Origin of the sequence: Dactylosporangium sp. NPDC000244, from assembly GCF_040300725.1 — a bacterium.
In the GTDB taxonomy this organism is placed as follows: domain Bacteria; phylum Actinomycetota; class Actinomycetes; order Mycobacteriales; family Micromonosporaceae; genus Dactylosporangium.
The window spans coordinates 13,285-33,049 of the sequence record NZ_JBEPEH010000075.1; the positions used below are offsets into that span (position 1 = coordinate 13,285).

A 19,765-nucleotide genomic window follows, 5' to 3' on the forward strand; every position below is an offset into this window, starting at 1 on the left:
CCGGCCGTGCGTGCGCGGCATCGAGGAGATGCGCGCGGTGTTAGAGCGCCGCCCGGTCCGGGTCGATAGAAGGCACGTCGTGGTGCCCATCGCTACCATGAAGCTCATGGACGTGTTCGCGCCGTATGCCGGAACGCTGCTCCTGCCCGACAAGGCCCCGTTCGGCCGCGAGTCCCCGGTCACGCTCGCCGACGGCCGCCCCGTCGCCACGATCCGCTGGCACAACTGGTCGATGCGGGCCCGATACGAGATTCTGGACCCGGCCGCCGGTGCCGTCCTCGCCGCCGGTCACCGGGAGGGCTTCGGCGGGCGCAACTACTACCTCATCGACGCGCGCCAGCAGATGCTCTTCCATCTCCGGCTCAGCTTCTGGGGCCCCAACCGCACCAGCACGCTCAGGCTCGCGAGCGGCCGCGCCCTCACCACCCGCGGCAACTGGACGTCCCGCCGCTTCACCGTCACCGACGAGCGGAACCGCCCCGTCGCACAGCTCGTGAACAACAGCCGCATTCTGTCCCTGCGCCCCGACGGGCTGGCTTTCGAGCTCCAGGCGCCGGTGCTGTCCATCGTCCAGGCCGTCGGGCTCGCTCAGTCCATGCGCGCGGCGATCGAGGCCCGGCGCAGCTCCAGCGCGGCCGCGGGGGGCTAGGCCGAAGCGTCCACAATGGACGGCCGGGGCTCACCGCACGACGTTGAACCCGCTCAGCCCCTCCGCCGGCTCGTCGTGGGCCTCGACGCCGCTCACGTGCGCGTCCGGCGGCCCCTCGCCCGCCCAGGCGAGCAGCGCCGCGACCGGCTCCTCGCCGCCCTCGAACACCGCCTCGACCCGCCCGTCGGGGAGGTTGCGCACCCACCCGGCCACCCCGCGCCGCTGTGCGACCTGGCGGCAGGTCTCGCGGAAGAAGACCCCCTGCACCCGGCCCGAGACCAGCACCCGTTTACGGATCACCCTCCGACCGTACCCGGGAGCGGCCGGGCCGGACGGCCGAAGCGATCAGCGCAGGGCGGCGAGGTCCAGAGCGCGCAGCCGGTCCGGGTCGGCGAGGACGTCGACGGCGACGATCCGCCCGCCCGTGACCGTGAACGCCATCACGAACAGCGGACGGTCCGGGCTCGCGGCCACCACGACCCCCGCGGCGCCGTTGACGAGGGCAGAGTACACAAACGGCGACAGCCGCGACGACGCCAGGGCCTGCGTGGCCACCTGCTCGGGGCCGTGCAGCGTGAAGGTGAGCCGCGGGCGGGCCGGGCCGCCGTCGGAGCGCAGGATCACGTCCGGGTCGAGCACCTCGACCAGGGCGGCGAAGTCCCCCTCGCGCGAGGCGGCGAAGAACGCGTCGACGACCGCGCGCTGGCGGCTCACGTCCGGGTCGGGCGCGGTCGGGTGGCCCTGGACCCGGCGCCGGGCGCGGCTGGCGAGCTGCCGGGCGGCGGCCGGCGAGCGGTCGAGCATGGGCGCGATCTCCTCGAACGGCACCGCGAACATGTCGTGCAGCACGAACGCGAGCCGCTCGGCCGGGGTGAGCGTCTCCAGCACGACGAGCAGGGCCAGGCCCACCGAGTCGGCGAGCAGCGCCTCGTGCTCCGGGTCGACGCCGGCCACGGGGCTGACGATCGGGTCGGGCACGTGCACCTCGAGCGGGTCCTCGCGGCGCTGGTTGCGCGCGCGGAGCTGGTTGAGGCACACCCGGGCCACGATGGTGGTGAGCCAGGCGGCGAGGTTGTCCACGCCCCCGGCCCCGGCCCGGTCGACCCGCAGCCACGCGTCCTGGACGGCGTCGTCGGCCTCCGCGGCCGAGCCCAGCATCCGGAACGCCACCGCCCGCAGCCGGGCCCGGTGCTCCTCGAACTGCCCGCTCAGCCACTCGCGCTCATCCACCGCTGTTCTCCTCCCGAGTTCGATCCTCTCCCGGTCGACCCCTCGGAGGGCGAAGACGTGACAGTTTCAGTACCCCAATTCAGTACGACAAGAGCTCCCACGCCTCCACCAGCTCCCCGGGCGCTCGGGCCCGAGCCCGCTGCCGTAGGAGAGCCCGCGCCGGGGCGGCCGCGCGGCCGGGCGGGCCCCGAGCTGCCGCGCGACCTCGGCCAGCACGATCCCCGCGAGGTACGGCTCAAGAGGCGATCACGCCCCCGTGGGTAGCAGCCCCCGGACCGTCCGGACCAGCGAATTACGTGACGGCGGTCTCCAAACGGCGGTGTCACATCCGGAGCGCCCCGCGGGTCGAGGAGGCATGGACACCACACCGATCCTCGTCACCGGCGGCACCGGCACGCTCGGACGCCTGCTCCTGCCGCACCTGCGCGCCTCGGGCCGCCCGATCCGGGTGCTCGCCCGGCGGCGCCCGGAACGGCCGCTCGACGGCGTCGAATACGTCGAGGGCGACCTGGCGACGGGCGAGCACGTCGAGCGGGCCGCCGGCGACGCGGCCGTCGTCGTGCACTGCGCCGGCTCGGCCAAGGGCGACGACGTCAAGGCCGCGAACCTCCTGCGCGCGGCGGCGAGCGCCAAGCACATCGTCTACATCTCGGTCGTCGGGGCCGACCGCGTTCCGGTGACGAGCGCCGTGGACCGCATGGCGTTCGGCTACTTCGGGGCCAAGCGCGCCGCCGAGGTCCTCGTCGCCGGGTCCGGCATCCCGTGGACGACCCTGCGGGCGAGCCAGTTCCACGAGCTGACCCTCGCCACGGTGCGGCAAATGGCCGGCCTGCCGGTGATCCCCGTCCCGGCCGGCGTGCGCTTCCAGCCGGTCGACGGGGCCGAGGTCGCGGCCCGGCTCGCGGAGCTGGCGCTCGGCGAGCCGGCCGGGCTCGTGGCGGACCTGGCCGGCCCGCGGGCCTACGGCTTCGACGAGCTCGTCCGCTCCTACCTGCGCGCGGCCGGCCGGAGGCGCCCGGTCGTGCGGATGCCCATGGGCGGCGGCGCCTACCGCGCGATCCGGGCCGGAGCCAACCTGGCCCCGGACCGCGCGGTGGGCCGCCGCACGTGGGAGGAATACCTAGCCGCGAACCTGTGACGCGGGCTGGCCCGCCATGCGGTCGACGAGGATCGCGAACGTCAGGAAGTTCGGGATGTCGCGGACCTTCCGGCCGCCGAGGATCGCCCGGCCGCCGGGCCGGCACAGGCGCAGGCCGCCGTTCTCGATCTTCACGCCGCCGATCTCGGACCAGGGCGCGCTCTTGGCGCCGTTGGTCACGCCGGCCGCGTTCAGCACGTACGCCCCGAACGGGATCGCCCGCCCGGAGTGCAGGTACTGCAGCGCCCGCGGCACCTGCACCCGGGCCACCCGCTCCTGCAGGATCGGCCCGAGCACCTTCATGTCCGCCGAGAAGTTGTTCAGGTTCAGCACGCGCCCGTCGACGAACTCGAGCGCGTAGGAGTAGTTGGTGTTCGTCGTCGCGCCGTACACCTGCTGCCGGATGATCGACTGGTAGATCGTGACGATCTGGTCCCACCGGTAGGCCTGCACGCCGGCCCCGGTCGCCCGCACGAACCCGTGCGCGAACAGGTGGAAGCCGAGCAGGCGGGCCTTCTTCGACACCAGCGGCGAGCGCACCAGCACGGCCACGAACGCGCCGAGGAACAGCAGCGCGATCAGCCCGAGGACGACCATCGCGACCCCGCCCTGCGAGACGCCGAGCCCGAACAGGAAGATTCCGATGATCGCGAGGAGGCCGAGGTACACCAGCGCCGCCGAGCGCTTGCCCGGCTGCATCGAGGCCACGTACCCGCCCAGCTGGGCCTGCCACGCGGCCTGGATCGCGTCCGCGGGGATCGTCGGCGGCGGCGGGTTCGTGGACGCGTCCGGGTCCGGCGGCATCGGAATGCTCAGCAGCTCGCGGGTGGCCTGCCCGGCGGCGGCCGACTCGCGCTCGCGCCGGCGCCCGGCCAGCGCCTGCTGCGTGCCCAGGCCGAGGAAGACGACGCCGAGGATGCCGCCGGTCAGCCCGCCGCCGACCCGCTGCGACGAGGCCTCCTCCTCGTAGGAGTTCACGGTCCGGGTGCCGGTCTTGGTGGAGATGTGCACGCACTGGTCGCCGGGCGACATCGTGTTGCCGTCGCACGTGACGTCGGTGGAGGTGGCCAGGAACCCGGCGAGGCCGAGGCTGAGCACACCGATGACGGCGCCGATGATGGCGCCGCGGTACTGCGGGATCATGGGTCCCCCGTGGATGAAGCCGAGTCAGGCGTCTTCGTAGAGCGCTGCGTACCGCTCGTAGAGCACGTCGGCGTGCTCGCCGAGCCGGTGCCGCGAGATGATGTCATGCGCCAGCCCGAACTGGGAAGGCAGGGTATCGAGGGTCAGCGAGGCCCCGGCCGCGCGCGCGAGCCGCTCGGGCAGACCGAACGCCAGCTCGCCGTCGACCGTCGTGTCGCCCGGGGCGAGCACGGCCGCGACCCGGGCCGGTCCGTTCGCGGGGAAGGCGCGGGGCAGGGCGGACGCGATGCGCAGGTACTGGGCGACGGCGCGGTAGGAGTACCCCCGCGAACTGCGCCGATCCGGGAGCATCCGGCGGCCGTAGAGGACCCGCATGGCGACCCGGGCCGCGGGCGGCACCTGCGAGGCGTGCGGGGCGTAGAGCGGGGCCAGCACCACGAGCCGTCGCACGGTGTCCGGGCGGCGCGCGGCCAGCCAGGTGGCGAGCACCCCGCCGCCGGAGACGCCGAGCACGCCGGTCTCGCCGCCGAGCGCGGCGGCGGTGTCGAGGGCCTCGGCGGCGTACGCGCGCAGCCCCGCGGCCGTGACGGTGGCGTGGGCGCCGGGGTCGACGAGGCCGTGGCCGGGGGCGCGGGGGACGACGACGTTGTAGCCGCGGGCGAAGAACAGCGCCGCGAGCGGGTCGAGCTGGGCGGGGGAGTGGGTGTACCCGTGCAGCAGCAGCACCGAGCGGGCCCGGCGGCGGCCGTGGGACAGGACGCGGGTGTCGTGGCCGTCCGCGATCACGTCGCGTCCCCGGGCAGCTCCAGCCGGTAGCCGATCCCGGGCTCGGTCACGAAGTAGCGCGGGCGCGACGGGTCCGGCTCCAGCTTCCGGCGCAGGTTCGCGAAGTGCACCCGCAGGTAGTTGGTCTCCGTCTCGTACCGCGGCCCCCACACCTCGCGCAGGAGCCGCTTGTGCTCGACGAGCTTGCCCTCGTGCCGGGCCAGCACCTCGACCAGGTGCCACTCGGTCGGCGTGAGCCGGATCACCCCGCCGTCCGGCCCGGTCGCCTGCTTCGCCGACAGGTCCAGCCGGAACGCGGGGGTCAGCAGCACGGGGGCGGCCGGCGCCGGCGCGGCCCGGCGCAGGGCCGCGCGCATGCGCGCCAGCAGCTCGTCCATCCCGAACGGCTTGGTCACGTAGTCGTCCGCGCCCGCGTCCAGGGCCGCGACCTTGGTGGGGCCGGTGTGCCGGGCGGAGAGCACGATGATGGGCACGCTGCTGTACCCCCGGATGCCCGCCACCACGTCGAGCCCGTCGAGATCGGGCAGGCCGAGGTCGACGATCACGAGGTCGGGCGGGTGGTCCGCGGCGGCCGCGAGACCCTCGGCCCCGGTGCCGGCGGTCTGCACCCGGTAGCCGCGCGCGGCGAAGTTGAGCCGCAGCGCGCGCAGCAGCGGCTCGTCGTCGTCGATGATGAGCACCCCGCTCATGCCCGCGGCACCTCCACCGTCATCGTCAGGCCGCCGCCGGGCGTCTCCGACGGCGTGACCGTGCCGCCCATGGCCTCGGTGAACCCGCGCACGATGGCCAGCCCGAGCCCCAGCCCGGCCCCGCCGCGGTCCCCGAGCCGCTGGAACGGCTCGAACAGCGCGGCGCGCTCGGCCGCGGGCACCCCAGGCCCGTCGTCGGCGACGATCAGCCGGACCCGTGCCCCGTCCGCCGCGCCGGTGATGCTCACGTGCGGCGCGGCCGCGAGCGAGTTCGCGACGAGGTTGGACAGCACGGTGGTCAGCAGGCCCGGGTCGGCCAGCGCGAGCAGGTCCTCGGGCACGTCCACCGCCACCCGGTCCCGCGTGTGCTCGGGGTCGGGCAGGTGCAGGACCACCTCCGCCGCCACCGCGTCGAGGGCCGTGGGCTCCGGGGCCGCCGACAGTACCCCGGCCCGCAGCCGGCTCAACGAGAGCAGGTTCTCGACCAGCGCCGTCATCCGGTCCGTCGCGTGCTCGACGGTGGCCAGCAGCTCGGCCCGGTCGGCGGCGGTGAACTCCAGGTCCGGGCTGCGCAGGCTCGAGACGGAGGCCTTGATCCCGGCCAGCGGGGTGCGCAGGTCGTGGCTGACCGCGTCGAGCAGCGCCGTGCGCAGCCGGTCGACCTCGGCCAGCTCCCGGGCCCGCCCGACCGCGGCCCGCCGGCGCTTCGCGACGTCCATGGCCACCGCGACCGCCGCCGCGACGAGCACGTACACCAGCAGCGCGATCGCGTTGTCGAAGCTCGCGACGCTCAGCGTGTGCAGCGGCGGCACGAAGAGGAAGTTCAGCAGCAGGTCCGCGGCCACGGCGGCGCCGAGCGCCGGCCAGAGCCCGCCCGCCGCGGCCGCGCCGGCCACCGGCACCAGGTAGAGCAGCGTGACCGAGGCCAGCGACAGGTGCCCGCGCAGCGGATCCAGGATCGCGGTCGCCGCGGCCAGCCCGGCGGCCGCGACCACGACGCCCCGCCCGCGGCCGCTGCCCATCCCACCATCCTGACAGTGTCCGGATCGGCCTTTCGGAGGTGGGGCTCCGGCGTGCGGGGGTGCGAGAATGCCCGCCGTGATGTCTGATCGCCGCTTCGGCCGGCGCGCCGTGCTCGGGGCCGGCCTCGCCGCGTCCGTCGCCGCCCTGAGCGGCTGCGGTCCGGACTCCGTGTCACCCGCCGCCGCCCCGTCCGACGCGGCCTCCGACGGACCCGTGCCGGGTGAGCCGCCCGCCGCCGTGGAAGGGGTGGCGGGCCTGTCCGGCTCGGCCAGCGCGAGCCCGTCGGGGCAGATCCTCACCGCGCCCTACAGCGGCAAGGTCGTCGACGTCCTGAAGCGGTACCTGGTGCCGACGTCCGACAACCCGAAGCACCCCGGCTACGCGGGCGCGGCCGTGCTCGTCAACGTCGGCGGCAAGGTGACCACGCACGCCGCGGTCGGCGACGCGCTGCGCTACGGCGCCGGGCCGGTCGAGCTGCCGGCGAAGTCCCGCGTGGCGATGCGCCCCGACTCCGTCTTCGACGTGGCGTCGGTGACGAAGGTGTACACCACCATCCTCGCCCTGCAGCAGGTCGACCGGGGCAAGCTCGACCTGGCCGCGCCCGTCGCGCAGTACCTGCCCGCCTTCGACGGCCCCGGCAAGTCCGCGGTCACCGTGCAGATGCTGCTCACCCACACCAGCGGCCTGCCGGTCGGCCCGTCGATCCCGGAGACGTCCAAGAAGCCCGACGTCGCGGCGCGCTGGGAGTACATCGTCTCGACCCCGCTCGCCGACGGGGTCGCGCCCGGGACACTGTTCCGCTACACGAGCCTCGGCCTGCTGCTCACCCAGCAGATCCTCGAGAAGCTCACCGGCAAGCCGCTCGACCAGCAGGTGAAGAACGAGATCACCGGCCCGCTGGGGCTGCGCGACACCGGCTTCAAGCCGAAGAACTGGCTCAGCGCCGCCGACCAGGCCAACCGCCTCGCCGCCACCGACGCCCGGACCTCCCGCGGCCTGCTGCGCGGCACCGTGCACGACGACATCTGCAACGTCCTCGGCGGCGTGGCCGGCTCGGCGGGCATCTTCACCACCGCGGCCGACCTGTCGGTGCTGGGGCTCATGTTCCTCGGCGGCGGGCAGGTCAACGGCAAGCGGATCCTGTCCGAGGCGACGGTCCGCAACATGCTCACCAACAAGAACTCGGGCCTGCCGGCCACCGACGTCGACCGGCCGAACCGCACCTCGACGCACGGGATCGGGCTCGAGCTCGACCAGTCGTGGTTCATGGGGCGGCTGGCGGGGTCGGGGGCGTACGGTCACACCGGCTTCACGGGCTGTGAGCTCGTCGTCGAGCCGAAGCGCAAGCTCGTCCTGGTGCTGCTGACGAACCGGGCCCACCCGAACTGGAGCTGGGCCAACCCCGACCCGACGCGCGTGGCCGTCGCCAACATCCTGGCCGACGCGATCTAGCCGGACCCGGGGCCGGCCCACGCGGTCACCGGAGCGCGCCACCGCCGGTGATGCGGGCCACGGCGGCCGTGCACGCGTCGAGCCACAGATCGTCGTCGTGGCCCCAGGTGTCGTGGTTGAACGGCTGCCGGTCGGGTGCGGCGATCGCCGCCTCGAGGACCGGGACGGCCGCGGCCGCCGCGGGGCCGATCTCGGCCAGGCAGCGCACCGCCTCCAGGCCGCGCGGGCTGTGGGTGGCGTGGCGCAGCAGGACCGGGACGACCGGGGCCGGGTCGCCGGTGGCGTGCCAGTAGGCGACCGCGGCCCGCATCGACTGCCACTCGTCGTCGTCGGCGAACAGCGCGCGCAGGTCCGGGGCCAGATCCGCGGCCGCGCGGCCCGCGGCCGGGAGGGCGAACAGCGCCTCGGTGCGCTGCCAGGCGCGCGGCTCGGCGAGGGCCGCCGCGGCCTCGGCGAGCAGCGGGGCCGGGTCGCCGGTGAGCCGGGCCAGGGCGGCCGCGGCCGGGAGGCGGATCGTCAGCTCGGCGTGCCCGAGCAGGGCGGTCAGCTCGGGCACCGCCGCCGCGGCGGCCGGGCCGAGCGTGCCGAGCGCCTCGATGGCGGCGGTCGACGGGTTCTCCTCGCCGAGGCAGTCCCGCAGCACCGGCACGAGGGACGCGGCCGAGGCGGGCGCCGGGTGCAGGCGCGCGGCCGTCGCGATCAGGAGGTTCTGCTCGAAGCCGGGCTGGGCCCGGGCGATCGCGGGCGGCAGGGCGGCGCGCGTCGCCGTGGCCCAGGCGCCGAGGCGGAGCAGGGCCGGCTGCAGCGGCTTCAGGTCGAAGACCAGCGACGGCACCGGCCGGGCCGCGTCGGCCATCTGCTCGCGCAGCGCCCGGTTCCGGCCCACCGCCGGGTCCCGCTCGTTGGCCGCGGCGATGAACGCGCTGAGCCGCTCGTGGCCGGTCAGCGCCGCCGGCGGGGGAGGCGGCGGGGCGGACAGGACCCGGGCGATGTGGGCGTCGGCCCGCGGGTCCTCCAGGCCGACGAGGGCCGTCAGGGCCCGCGCGGCGGTCGCGTCCAGGCCCGGGCTGCGATCGACCAGCGCCCACAGCGCGTCGGCGCCGGTCGCGGCGCGGCCGGCGGCGGACAGGTGGGACGCGGCCCAGAACCGGACGGTGGGGTCCGGGTCGTCCAGGCGCGCGGCCAGGAGCGGGGCCAGTTCCGCGCCCGCGGCGCGCCAGGTGCGCATGGGGTCCTCGGCGGCGTACACCGCGCCCGCGCGCACCATCGGGTCCGGGTGCGCCAGCCAGGCGGTGAGGACGCGCACCTGGGCGGGCCAGTCCCGCTCGGCCGCGCTCAGGATCCACGCCAGCGGGTCGTCGCTGTCCCACGGCAGCCGCGCCACCGCGCGCAGGACCGCCGGGCCGTCGGCGGCGAGGACCCCGGCCGGGCCGAGGTCGCCCTCCAGGAGGTGCGCCATGGCGGCGACGACCCGCGGCAGGGGCTCCGGATCGGCCAGGCCGCGCGCGTCGAGCACGCCGCGGGCGCGCAGGGCCAGGATCGCCGCGGCGCGCACGACCGGGCTCGGGTCGGCCGCGGCCCGGTCGCGCAGCGCGGCCGTGTCGGTGTCGGCAGCGTCGGCAGCGTCGGTGCCGGCCGCGTCGAGGGCGGCGAGCGTGTAGGCGGCCGCCGCGCGGGTGTCCTCGGACGGCGCGGCGCGCAGCAGGCGCACGTAGACCGGGCGGCCGGCGGCGACCGCGGACCGGGCGGCCGCGACCCACGCCAGCTCCGCGGCGAGCTGCTCCTCGGCCTCGCCGGTGCCCCGCTCGGAGGCGGGCCGGAAGCGCTCGTGCACCTCCAGGTACGACGAGCCCTCCGCGATCGAGGCCAGCAGGTGCAGCACGCCGGCGGCGTCGGCGCCGGGCGCGTCCAGGACCTCGATGAGGAACGGCACGGCCGGGGCGGTCGCCTCGTAGACGGTGCCCTGGTGCCAGATGTTGCCGTAGAGGGCGTGCAGCGCCTCCTCGTCACCGGCGGCCAGGCGGCGCAACAGGTCGGGAACGTCGTCGGCCTCACCGTAGGCGTGGGTCAGCTCCGGCCACGCCACCGCATCCAGCTCCGTCAACATGCCCGGCACGGTACCGGGTGCGCGAAAGCCGGTCCCGCGCGACATGCGGGCCCCGCGGCGGCGTGAACCCGGTAGGCGTTCGCCGACCTGCTGGCCCGCCGGACTCACGCGGGCCGAGGCCGACCCGGCGGCGTGCCCGTCCGACGCGGTGCGTGCCCTCGGCCCGTGCGCTAGCTCGCCATGAGCGCCAGCTGGATCGCCAGGCGCTCGTCCGGGTCGTCGAGGCGGTCGCCGAACAGCTCGCGGAGGCGGCGCAGGCGGTAGCGGATCGTCTGCGGATGCGTGTGCAGCGCCCGGGCGGCCGGGATCACCTGGCCCTGGCAGCGCAGCCAGGCGTGCAGTGTCTCGGTCAGCGGGCGGCGGGCGGCCGGGGTCAGCGCCGCCAGCGGGGCCAGCGCGCGCGAGGCGAGGCGGTCGGCGACCCCCGGCTCCCATCCCAGCAGCAGCGGCACCAGGTGCTCGTCGCAGGCCAGGACGCCCTCGGGCAGCCGGCCCGCCTGCTGCAGTTCGAGGGCCTTGCGGGAGATGCGGTACGACTGGCGCGCCTCCCGCACCGGCACCGCCGGCCCGATCGCCGCCCGCCGCCCGGCCAGGGGCCGCTCCAGCGCGTGCGGCGACGGGCCCAGCAGGCGCGTCGCGCCGTCGATGACCGTCGCGATCGCGCCGCCGCCCGCGGCCCGGGCCAGGTGCTCGGCGTCGGTGCCCTCGACGCTGACCGCGCACACGGACGTGGGCAGCGGCCAGTTCGCCGCCTCCGCGGCGGCCAGGAGGGCCGCCTCGGCCGGCGGGTCGGGCTGCACGAGCAGCGTGATGAGCCGGCGCCGCAGCTGCGCCCAGTCCCGCGCCGCGTCGCGCTGCTCGTCCAGGTAGCCCTCCGCGGCCGCCCCGGCCAGGGCGTCGACGTAGCCGAACAGGGCGGCGGCGGTGGCGTACAACTGCGGCGGTTCCAGCGGCCCCGGGCGCTGCACGAGCGTGGCCCAGAACGTCTGCGCGCCGAGCGTGAGGATCGAGCGCAGCGCGTCGACGCGGTGGCCCTCGCGGTATTCGGTCCGGCCGAGCTCGGCGAACAGCGACAGGGTCGGGGCGAGGTCGGCGCCCGAGATGAAGGTGGCCACGGCGGTCTCGACGCCCAGCGTGAGCCCGTGGCCCTGGCCGCCGGTGAGCGAGCGGCCCTGCTCGCGCATCGCGGCGCGGACCGCGGCCAGCACCGCCTTTGTCACCGGGGTGACAAACTCCGGCGGAAAATGTGTTTCGGGCACCAACGATTTTGGCACGCGGATGCCTAGCCTGGTCGGGTGGATGCGGATGTGATCGTGATCGGTGCCGGGCTGGCCGGGCTGGTGGCGGCGGCCGAGGTGGCCGATGCGGGCAAGCGCGTGATCCTGCTCGACCAGGAGGGCGAGCAGAGCATCGGCGGGCAGGCCTTCTGGTCGTTCGGTGGGCTGTTCTTCGTGGACTCGCCGGAGCAGCGGCGGATGGGCATCAAGGACTCCGCCGAGCTCGCCTGGCAGGACTGGCTCGGCAGCGCCCAGTTCGACCGGGCCGAGGACGAGTGGCCGCGGCGCTGGGCCGAGGCCTACGTGCACTTCGCCGCCGGGGAGAAGCGCGCCTGGCTGCGGGCCATGGGGCACCGCGTCTTCCCGGTCGTGGGCTGGGCCGAGCGCGGCGGCGGGCCGGCCGACGGGCACGGGAACTCGGTCCCGCGCTTCCACATCACCTGGGGCACCGGCCCGGGCGTCGTCGAGCCGTTCGAGCGCCGGGTCCGCGCGAGCGACAAGGTGGACCTGCGCTTCCGGCACCGCGTGGACGAGCTGCTGCCCGGCGGGGTGGTGCGCGGCACGATCCTGGAGCCGAGCACCGTCGCGCGTGGGCAGTCGAGCTCGCGCACCGCGGTCGGCGAGTTCGAGCTGTCGGCGTCCGCGGTCATCGTGACGTCGGGCGGCATCGGCGGCGACCACGACCTCGTGCGCAAGGCGTGGCCGGCGCGGCTGGGAACCCCGCCGAGCCGGATGGTCGCGGGCGTGCCCGCGCACGTCGACGGGCGGATGCTCGGCATCACCGAGGCGGCCGGCGGGCACGTCATCAACCCCGACCGGATGTGGCACTACACCGAGGGCCTGCGCAACTGGGACCCGATCTGGCCCAACCACGGCATCCGGATCCTGCCCGGGCCGTCGTCGCTGTGGCTGGACGCGACGGGCAAGCGGCTGCCGGCCCCGTGCTTCCCGGGCTTCGACACGCTGAGCACCCTGCGGCACATCACGGCGACGGGGTACGACCACAGTTGGTTCATCCTCACCCAGAAGATCATCGAGAAGGAGTTCGCGCTCTCGGGCTCCGAGCAGAACCCCGACCTCACCAACCGCAGCGTGCGCCAGGTCCTGCAGCGGGTGAAGAAGGGCGCGCCGGGTCCGGTCGAGGCGTTCAAGCAGCACGGCGCCGACTTCGTCGTGGCCTCCACGCTCGACGAGCTCATCGCCGGCATGCAGCGCCTCGAGCCCGGCGTGCCGCTCGACGCCGCGGCCGTCAAGGCCACCGTCGAGGCCCGCGACCGCGAGATGACCAACACGTTCACGAAGGACGCGCAGATCACGGCCCTGCGCGGCGCCCGTTCGTACCGCGGCGACAAGCTCATCCGCGTCGCCTCCCCGCACCGCCTGCTCGACCCGAAGGCCGGGCCGCTCATCGCGGTGCGCCTGAACATCCTCACCCGCAAGACCCTCGGCGGCCTGGAGACCGACCTGTCCGGCCGCGTGCTGCGCGCCGACGGCACCCCGCTGCCCGGTGTGTACGCGGCCGGCGAGGTGGCCGGCTTCGGCGGCGGCGGCATGCACGGCTACAACTCGCTGGAGGGCACGTTCCTGGGCGGCTGCCTCTTCTCGGGACGCACGGCGGGCCGGGCCGCGTCGCAGGCGGTCTGACCGTGGCGCCGGTAGCATCGGGACGGACGGCGGGCCGGGCCGCGTCCCAGGCGGTCTGACCGCGGCGCCGGTAGCATCGGGTCGCATGCGACGACCGCCCCTCTCGGGCCTGCTGGCGCTCGCGGCGACCGTCCCCGGCGTGGCCGTCGCGCTCGCGGGCGCCGAGGTGCCGGCGCCCGTGGCCGCGCTCGTCTTCGGCGGCGCGATCGTCGGCGCCGCGTTCGTCCTGGCCTGGGCGGCCGAGGCGGCCCAGGTCGACGTGTCCGCCGGGCTGGCGGTCGCGGTCCTGGCCCTGATCGCGGTGCTCCCGGAGTATTCGGTCGACTTCGTCTTCACGTGGCGGGGCGGCGAGGCGGCGCAGCAGTGGGGCGCCGGCTGCCGCCCGCCCGGTGGCGACGGCACCCCCGCGTGCTCGCTGGCGCTGGCCAACATGACGGGCGCCAACCGGATCCTGGTCGGCATCGGCTGGGTCGTCGTGGTGCTCATCGCGTGGCGGCGCTCGAAGGAGCGCGGCATCACCCTCGGGCGCGCCGACGCCGTCCCGCTCGCGTTTCTCACGATCGCGTCGCTGTACTGCCTGATCCTGCCCTTCAAACGGACCCTCACGCTCTGGGACACCGCCGTGCTCGTGGCGGTCTTCGTCGCCTACAGCTGGCGGGTGTCGCGGGCCCCGGCCGGGGAGCCGGAGCTGATCGGGCCCTCGGCGCGGGTCGGCAACCTGGCCAAGGTCCCGCGCCGCGCCACGGTGATCGGCCTGTTCCTGGTCTCGGCCGCGGTCATCCTGCTCGCCGCCGAACCGTTCGCGCAGAGCCTGGTCGACACCGGGCAGCAGCTCGGCATCAGCCAGTTCCTGCTCGTGCAGTGGGTGGCGCCGCTCGCCTCGGAGGCGCCCGAGCTGCTGGTGGCCGGCTTGTACGCCTACCGCCTGCACACCACCGAGGCCCTCGGCGCGCTGGTGTCCTCGAAGGTCAACCAGTGGACGCTGCTGGTCGGCACGCTGCCGGTGGTCTTCGCCGTGTCCAGCCGCGGCTGGTCGGGGCTGCCGATCGAGCCGGCCCAGCGCGGCGAGCTGCTGCTGACCGCGGCCCAGTCGCTGCTGGCCATCGCGTTGCTGCTCGGGCTGACGCTGAGCCTGCGGGCCGCGCTGGTGCTGCTCGGGCTGTTCCTGGTCCAGTTCGTGCTCGCCGCCGTGCTGCCGCGCGAGTACCACGACGGCGAGCTGGTCGCCCTCAGCGTCGTGTACCTCGCCCTGGCCGTCGTCACCGCGATCCGCAAGCGCGCGTGCCTCGTGCCGATGCTCCGTGACGGCCTGCTCACCCGGTACACGGACCTCGGTGGCGACCTGCGCTGCACCACGACGGGCGGCGGCCGCCTGCGTCTGCGGACCCGCCTCAAGGCCGCGGTGTCGGCCGACGGCTGATCGCCGTCGTCGCGCGGCACGCCGGGGCCTGCCGTAATCTGCGTCGCGTGACGGATCGACGGCGGCTCACCAGCCAGCGCCTCTTCGCGCTGACGATCGGCGCCCTGACGCTGCTCATCGTGCTCGGCTCGTGGGCCGGATACGCCTCGCTGGCCGACACCACGCGGGTCTCCGACCGGCTGCAGCTGCGCATCTCGCCCGCCGCCACGGCCGTCGTCGAGCTCGGCGCGGCCCTGGTCGACCAGGAGACCGCCGTGCGCGGGTTCGTCCTGGCCCGCGAGCCGGACTTCCTCGCGCCGTACCACGAGGGCGTCGCGACCGAGCGGCGCGTCGCCGACCGGCTGCGGACCCTGCTCGCCGACGAGCCGCACGCGCTGGAGCGCCTCGAGGCCATCGAGCGGGTGGCCGCCGGGTGGCGCACGGCGTACGCCGAGCCCCTCATCGCCGCCCCGAACCCCGAGTCGCCGCTGGTCGTGTCGAGCAAGACGGCGTTCGACGCGCTGCGGGCCGACGTGAGCGTGCTGCAGCAGCGGGTCGACGAGGCCCGGGCGGCCGGGCGGCGGGCGCTGGACAGCTCCCGCCATCGCCGCGACACCATCTTCGGCATCATCGTCGGCGGTCTGCTCATCGGACTGTTCGCGATCGCGCTCATGCTGCAGCGGCTGGTGCTGCGCCCGCTCGAGCGGCTGCAGACGTCGGTGCGCCGGGTCGCCGACGGGGACTTTGAGCACCACGTGCCCGCCGACGGCCCGCCGGACCTGGCCGCGCTGGGCTCCGACGTGGAGGCGATGCGGGAGCGGATCGTGACCGCGCTGGCCGAGAGCCGGGGGCAGGAGGAGCGGCTGCGGCGCTCCAACTCCGATCTGGAGCAGTTCGCCTACGTCGCCAGCCACGACCTGCAGGAGCCGCTGCGCAAGATCGCGTCCTTCTGCCAGATGCTGCAGCGCCGGTACGCCGAGCAGCTCGACGACCGCGCCCGGCAGTACATCGCCTTCGCCGTCGACGGGGCGACCCGGATGCAGGCGCTCATCAACGACCTGCTCGCGTTCTCCCGGGTCGGCCGCGTCTACGACAACGTCACCGACGTCGACCTGTCCGCCACGATGCGCCGGGTGCGCTCGGATCTCGAGGCCCGCATGCTGGACACCGACACCGTGCTGGAGTGCCCGGAGGACCTGCCGGTCGTCCAGGGCGACCCGACGCTGCTGGCGATGCTCTGGCAGAACCTCGTCAGCAACGCCATCAAGTTCCGCAAGCCCGACACCCCGCCGCGCATCGTCGTCGACCGGCAGGACGAGGACGGGTTCCACCGGTTCTCGGTGCAGGACAACGGCATCGGCATCGAGCCGCAGTTCGAGGACAAGATCTTCGTGATCTTCCAGCGGCTGCACCCGCGCGACGTGTACCCGGGCACCGGCATCGGCCTGGCGATCTGCAAGCGGATCGTCGAGCACCATGGCGGCCGGATCTGGCTCGACCCCACCTACACCGGCGGCGCCCGCATCTGCTTCACGCTGCCGGTCGTCGCCGCCGCGGACCAGCCCTAGACGAGGGGGCCTCGCGGTTCACGGAGTGAGCTCGTTCAGTACCGATGCCAGGCGCTTCTCCTCGAAGGTGAAGTGCGACTCCATCACCGCGGCGAGCCCGGCGAGCTCGGCCCGGGTCGGGTTCGCCTCGACGCGGCGGATCAGCGCGGCGATCTGCTCGTGGTCGTAGCGCAGTTCGGCGAGGATGGCGCGCAGGCCGGGGTGGCGCTCGGCGAGCACCTGGAACATGCCGCGCTCCTCGCCGGTGTGGTGCCGCTCGAGCGCGCCGCAGAACGCGAGGCAGTGCACGCGCAGCTCGCGGGAGAAGTCGGGGAGCCGGGCGATGTCGTCCAGCAGGGACCGCAGGTGCTGGTGGATCTCGATGAGCTGGTGCCCCAGGGCCGCGACGCGCGGCGGGGTGAACTCGGACAAGGTGGGACCTCGTAGGGTTCTGCGCCTCCATGCCCTCGGCGGTCTGTTTGCCGGGTACACCGCGACGCTGCGAACCATCCTAAACGGTCCGCGGAATTGCGGGTGGACCTCGACACGGCGGGCATCGCGGGGCGCACAGTGGACGTATGAGTGCGAACAAGGACGCCTACGACGCCGCCCTCGCCGCGGCCGACGCGCACGCCCGGGCCTGGCTGGCCTCGCTCGCCGCGCGGTCCGTGCCCCCGCGCGCCGACGCCGACCAGCTCGCGCCGGCCGTCGGCGGGGTGCTGCCCGAGGAGCCGTCCGACCCGGCCGAGGTCGTGGACCTGCTGGCGCGGTCGGCCGAGCCGGGGCTCATGGCGATGCCGTCCGGCCGGTTCTACGGCTGGGTCATCGGCGGCACGCTCCCGGCCGCGCTCGGGGCCGACTGGCTCGTGAGCGCCTGGGACCAGAACGCCGCGATGCGGTACCCGACGCCCGCGACCGCGGCGCTGGAGGAGGCGGCCGGCGCGTGGGTGCTCGACCTGCTCGGGCTGCCCGCCGGGGCCGACGTCGGGTTCGTCACCGGCGCCACGATGGCCAACTTCACCGGCCTGGCCGCCGCGCGCCGCCACGTGCTCGCGCGGCGGGGCTGGGACCTCGACGCCGACGGGCTGTTCGGGGCGCCGCGCATCCGCGTGCTGGTCGGCGAGGAGCGGCACGACACCCTCGATCTGGCGCTGCGGTACCTCGGCCTGGGCGCCCCGACGCCCGTGGCCGCCGACGAGCAGGGCCGCATCCGGCTGGACGCGCTCGCCGAGGCGCTGCGCACCGGCGGGGACGAGCCCACCATCGTGTGCCTGCAGGCCGGAAACGTCCACAGTGGATCGTTCGACCCGATCGGCGAGGCGGCCGAGCTCGCGCACCGCCACGGCGCCTGGGTGCACGTCGACGGCGCCTTCGGGCTGTGGGCCGCCGCGTCGCCCCGGCTGCGCCACCTCGTGCCCGGTCTTGAGAACGCCGACTCGTGGGCGACGGACGGGCACAAGACGCTGAACGTGCCGTACGACTGCGGCATCTCGATCGTCGCGGACCCCTCGGCCATGCGCGCCGCGATGGGCGTGCGGGCCAGCTATCTCATCGAACCCGCGGGCCCCGGCGGCCCGGCCGACCCTTTCGAGAAGGTGCCCGAGCTGTCCCGGCGCGCCCGCGGGGTGCCGGTGTGGGCCGCGCTGCGCTCGCTGGGCCGGCGCGGGGTCGCGGAGATGGTCGACGGGTTCGCGCACAACGCCCGCCGGCTGGCCGAGGGCATCGCCGCCATCGACGGCGCCGAGGTGCTCAACGACGTCGTGTTCACGCAGGTGTGCGCCGCGTTCGGCGACGACGAGCGCACCGCCGCCGTGACCCGTGCCCTGCTGGAGGACGGCCGCGCCTGGATGTCGGGCTCGACCTGGCGCGGCCGCGCGATCCTGCGCGTCTCGGTGAGCAACTGGTCGACGGACGAGGCCGACATCGAGGAGTCCCTGGAGGCCGTCCGCCGCGCGGTCGCCCGGTCCGCCTAACCTGTGAAGGGGTGTTGAGGTACGCGGGTCAGAAACCTGGACGAGCCAGGAGTTCGGATCCGTCATACGCACGTCCCGGCCCATCCAGATCGTGCGGACCGAGATCGTCATAGCCGGGCAACATCTCCACAGCACACCTCTACACCATTGGCAGCCAGCGACCGTCCGCGACCCGTGCACGGTATTCGGCATCACCGGTCGCCCGTCGCTGGGAGGTGCCGGACGGATCGCGGCTATCCGGAACCGTCATCAGGCGGGCAGGTGCTCTTCGGCGGTCGGGCGGAGCTGGTTCCATTGGACGTCGAAGCAGACGAGTCCGCGTTCGGCGGCCATCTGAGCGCAGGCGGCGGAAACCTCGTCGGCCATGCTGTACCGCATCGCGAAGTAGATGATCGGGCCTTGTGCGTTGTTCATCAGGGGCGCGTCAGACCACGGGCTCGTGTCATCGATGTCGCGCGGGTCGTCCATCTCGTACCACCGGTCGAGGAGCGACTCCACATATGCCCTGATCGCCGGCGTCGGCGGGATCGACGTCGGGTCATCTCGTCCGATGTACCGGTCATAGAGAGCGGCGAAGGTCGCGGCCGCGTCCGACTCGTCTGGATAGTCGCCTTCCCACACGGCGAGGTCGTACGTCATGGCAGTGAGTATGCATGGGCCGGGACGAGCCTGACCAACAGTCACCTGCGCGGCCACGGCTTCCGACTACGAGCCAGATCACGCCAAATCCCGTCACGAGCGCGCAGCGCGGCTATGTGCGGAAACCTGATCATGCGGTCGGGACGATGGTCCGTGCTATCCGCTTGGGGCTCGAAGGTCAGGCCCGAAACCACCGAGCTGGCGTCGGCCGCGGCGACGCCTGAACCTGACGGCTCGGTTGCGCACGACAACAACGCGCCGCATACCTGTGCGGAAGGCGGGAGCTCTTGTGGGTGCCTGGTGATGCACCGGTCTGCCGGCGGATGCGGGTACGGTGCGCTCGTGAGTGACGCCTACACCGTCTTCTGGCGACAGGACTGCTGGCAGCGGGCGGTCACTGTTCCCCGGCCGCTCGAGGTGTTGTTCGGCGGCCCGCATCTGTCTGAGCCGAGTTTCCGTCGCGCCGCGGTGCAGGCAGGAGACCTGCTCTACCCGATCGGCGTGCATCGTCAGGTGCTGTATGTGTTCGGCCGGATGCGAGTCCGGGAGATCCGGGCGGTCGACGACGCGCAGTTGCAGGAGCTGTTCGATCAGTTTCCGGCCTGGCGGTTTCTGGCATCGACCTGCACCGACGAGGTGATCCTCGGTAATGAGGGCACCCACCCGTACGCGCGTCGGGCCGTTCCCGGGGAGATCGTCAAGACTCTCACCTACCTACCGCGGCGGGGGCCTCGCCCCGTCAAACACGTCACCGAGGACGGGTTGCTGACCAAGGTCATCAGCGTGCAGGGCATCTTCCGTATTGCGCCGGCTTCTGCGGCCGACCTCGACGCCGTCCTCGAGAGCCCAACTCCAGAGCGACGCGCAACGGCGAGCGTGCCGCCGTCCGGCGGCCAGCAGACGCTGTTCTGACCACACGCCTATTCGCACCAAGCACAAACTCGGTCAGCGCACCTGGATGGCCGAGCGCGGATCGCGGCAGATCCGCGCAGCCGATCTTTCCTTCAGGCGCGGCTCGGTACGCGAAAGACTCTGCCGTCCAGTGGTCGTCGGCTGGTCCAGGACGAGG

At 74.4% G+C, this 19,765-nt stretch carries 18 protein-coding genes; 8 read left to right on the forward strand and 10 right to left on the reverse strand.

The window, feature by feature from the left end; all coding sequences use genetic code 11:
* Positions 1-106 precede the first annotated feature (106 nt).
* Positions 107-649, forward strand: coding sequence for an LURP-one-related family protein (locus ABT369_RS55595; RefSeq protein ID WP_350626469.1), 543 nt, complete (start codon positions 107-109; stop codon positions 647-649).
* A 30-nt stretch (positions 650-679) separates the two neighbouring features.
* On the opposite strand, the gene ABT369_RS55600 is transcribed toward ABT369_RS55595, so the two are convergent.
* Positions 680-949 (reverse strand): acylphosphatase, encoded by a 270-nt coding sequence (locus ABT369_RS55600; protein ID WP_350626471.1) that lies wholly within the window; start codon positions 947-949, stop codon positions 680-682.
* A gap of 45 nt (positions 950-994) precedes the next feature.
* A complete protein-coding gene (locus ABT369_RS55605) occupies positions 995-1,879 on the reverse strand; it encodes a sigma-70 family RNA polymerase sigma factor (protein ID WP_350626473.1) in 885 nt (294 codons plus the stop codon).
* A 355-nt stretch (positions 1,880-2,234) separates the two neighbouring features.
* Between ABT369_RS55605 and ABT369_RS55610 the strand changes: the two genes are divergently transcribed.
* Positions 2,235-3,017: an SDR family oxidoreductase gene (locus ABT369_RS55610; protein ID WP_350626475.1), complete on the forward strand. Its 783-nt coding sequence runs from the start codon at positions 2,235-2,237 to the stop codon at positions 3,015-3,017.
* Here ABT369_RS55610 and ABT369_RS55615 read toward each other — a convergent pair.
* The 4 genes from ABT369_RS55615 to ABT369_RS55630 are packed head-to-tail and all read right to left on the reverse strand — an operon-like array spanning position 3,000 to position 6,657.
* Positions 3,000-4,160, reverse strand: a complete 1,161-nt coding sequence (locus tag ABT369_RS55615; protein WP_350626477.1) for a DUF6585 family protein — start codon at positions 4,158-4,160, stop codon at positions 3,000-3,002. The genes ABT369_RS55610 and ABT369_RS55615 overlap by 18 nt on opposite strands.
* Positions 4,161-4,184: 24 nt before the next feature.
* Positions 4,185-4,946: an alpha/beta fold hydrolase gene (locus ABT369_RS55620; RefSeq protein WP_350626479.1), complete on the reverse strand. Its 762-nt coding sequence runs from the start codon at positions 4,944-4,946 to the stop codon at positions 4,185-4,187.
* A complete protein-coding gene (locus tag ABT369_RS55625; RefSeq protein WP_350626481.1) occupies positions 4,943-5,635 on the reverse strand; it encodes a response regulator in 693 nt (230 codons plus the stop codon). The genes ABT369_RS55620 and ABT369_RS55625 overlap by 4 nt, the downstream gene beginning before the upstream one ends.
* Positions 5,632-6,657 (reverse strand): sensor histidine kinase, encoded by a 1,026-nt coding sequence (locus tag ABT369_RS55630; protein ID WP_350626483.1) that lies wholly within the window; start codon positions 6,655-6,657, stop codon positions 5,632-5,634. The genes ABT369_RS55625 and ABT369_RS55630 overlap by 4 nt, the downstream gene beginning before the upstream one ends.
* Positions 6,658-6,736: 79 nt before the next feature.
* On the opposite strand from ABT369_RS55630, the gene ABT369_RS55635 reads away from it, so the two are divergent.
* Positions 6,737-8,110, forward strand: a complete 1,374-nt coding sequence (locus ABT369_RS55635; protein ID WP_350626505.1) for a serine hydrolase domain-containing protein — start codon at positions 6,737-6,739, stop codon at positions 8,108-8,110.
* A gap of 25 nt (positions 8,111-8,135) precedes the next feature.
* On the opposite strand, the gene ABT369_RS55640 is transcribed toward ABT369_RS55635, so the two are convergent.
* Both ABT369_RS55640 and ABT369_RS55645 read right to left on the reverse strand, forming a co-directional pair.
* Positions 8,136-10,217 carry a hypothetical protein gene (locus tag ABT369_RS55640; protein WP_350626485.1) on the reverse strand — a complete coding sequence of 694 codons (2,082 nt, stop codon included), beginning with the start codon at positions 10,215-10,217 and terminating at the stop codon, positions 8,136-8,138.
* Between the two features lie 170 nt (positions 10,218-10,387).
* Positions 10,388-11,491: a helix-turn-helix domain-containing protein gene (locus tag ABT369_RS55645; RefSeq protein ID WP_502891959.1), complete on the reverse strand. Its 1,104-nt coding sequence runs from the start codon at positions 11,489-11,491 to the stop codon at positions 10,388-10,390.
* Between the two features lie 21 nt (positions 11,492-11,512).
* Here ABT369_RS55645 and ABT369_RS55650 point away from each other — a divergent pair, with 21 nt between their 5' ends.
* The 3 genes from ABT369_RS55650 (at position 11,513) to ABT369_RS55660 (ending at position 16,105) form a co-directional block, all read left to right on the forward strand.
* On the forward strand, positions 11,513-13,138 hold the full coding sequence (locus tag ABT369_RS55650; protein WP_350626489.1) for an FAD-binding dehydrogenase: 1,626 nt from the start codon (positions 11,513-11,515) through the stop codon (positions 13,136-13,138).
* Positions 13,139-13,223: 85 nt separating this feature from the next.
* Positions 13,224-14,558 (forward strand): calcium:cation antiporter family protein, encoded by a 1,335-nt coding sequence (locus tag ABT369_RS55655; RefSeq protein ID WP_350626491.1) that lies wholly within the window; start codon positions 13,224-13,226, stop codon positions 14,556-14,558.
* Between the two features lie 47 nt (positions 14,559-14,605).
* Positions 14,606-16,105 (forward strand): sensor histidine kinase, encoded by a 1,500-nt coding sequence (locus ABT369_RS55660; RefSeq protein ID WP_350626493.1) that lies wholly within the window; start codon positions 14,606-14,608, stop codon positions 16,103-16,105.
* A gap of 18 nt (positions 16,106-16,123) precedes the next feature.
* Here ABT369_RS55660 and ABT369_RS55665 read toward each other — a convergent pair whose 3' ends face one another.
* Positions 16,124-16,516, reverse strand: a complete 393-nt coding sequence (locus ABT369_RS55665) for a hemerythrin domain-containing protein (RefSeq protein WP_350626495.1) — start codon at positions 16,514-16,516, stop codon at positions 16,124-16,126.
* A gap of 146 nt (positions 16,517-16,662) precedes the next feature.
* Between ABT369_RS55665 and ABT369_RS55670 the strand changes: the two genes are divergently transcribed.
* Entirely contained in the window at positions 16,663-18,057 is a 1,395-nt protein-coding gene (locus tag ABT369_RS55670) for a pyridoxal phosphate-dependent decarboxylase family protein (protein WP_350626497.1), read from the forward strand.
* 249 nt (positions 18,058-18,306) lie between these two features.
* Here the strand turns inward: ABT369_RS55670 and ABT369_RS55675 are convergent, their stop codons facing one another.
* Positions 18,307-18,696, reverse strand: a complete 390-nt coding sequence (locus ABT369_RS55675) for a hypothetical protein (protein WP_350626499.1) — start codon at positions 18,694-18,696, stop codon at positions 18,307-18,309.
* 342 nt (positions 18,697-19,038) lie between these two features.
* Between ABT369_RS55675 and ABT369_RS55680 the strand changes: the two genes are divergently transcribed.
* Entirely contained in the window at positions 19,039-19,608 is a 570-nt protein-coding gene (locus ABT369_RS55680) for a hypothetical protein (protein ID WP_350626501.1), read from the forward strand.
* Positions 19,609-19,765 lie beyond the last annotated feature (157 nt).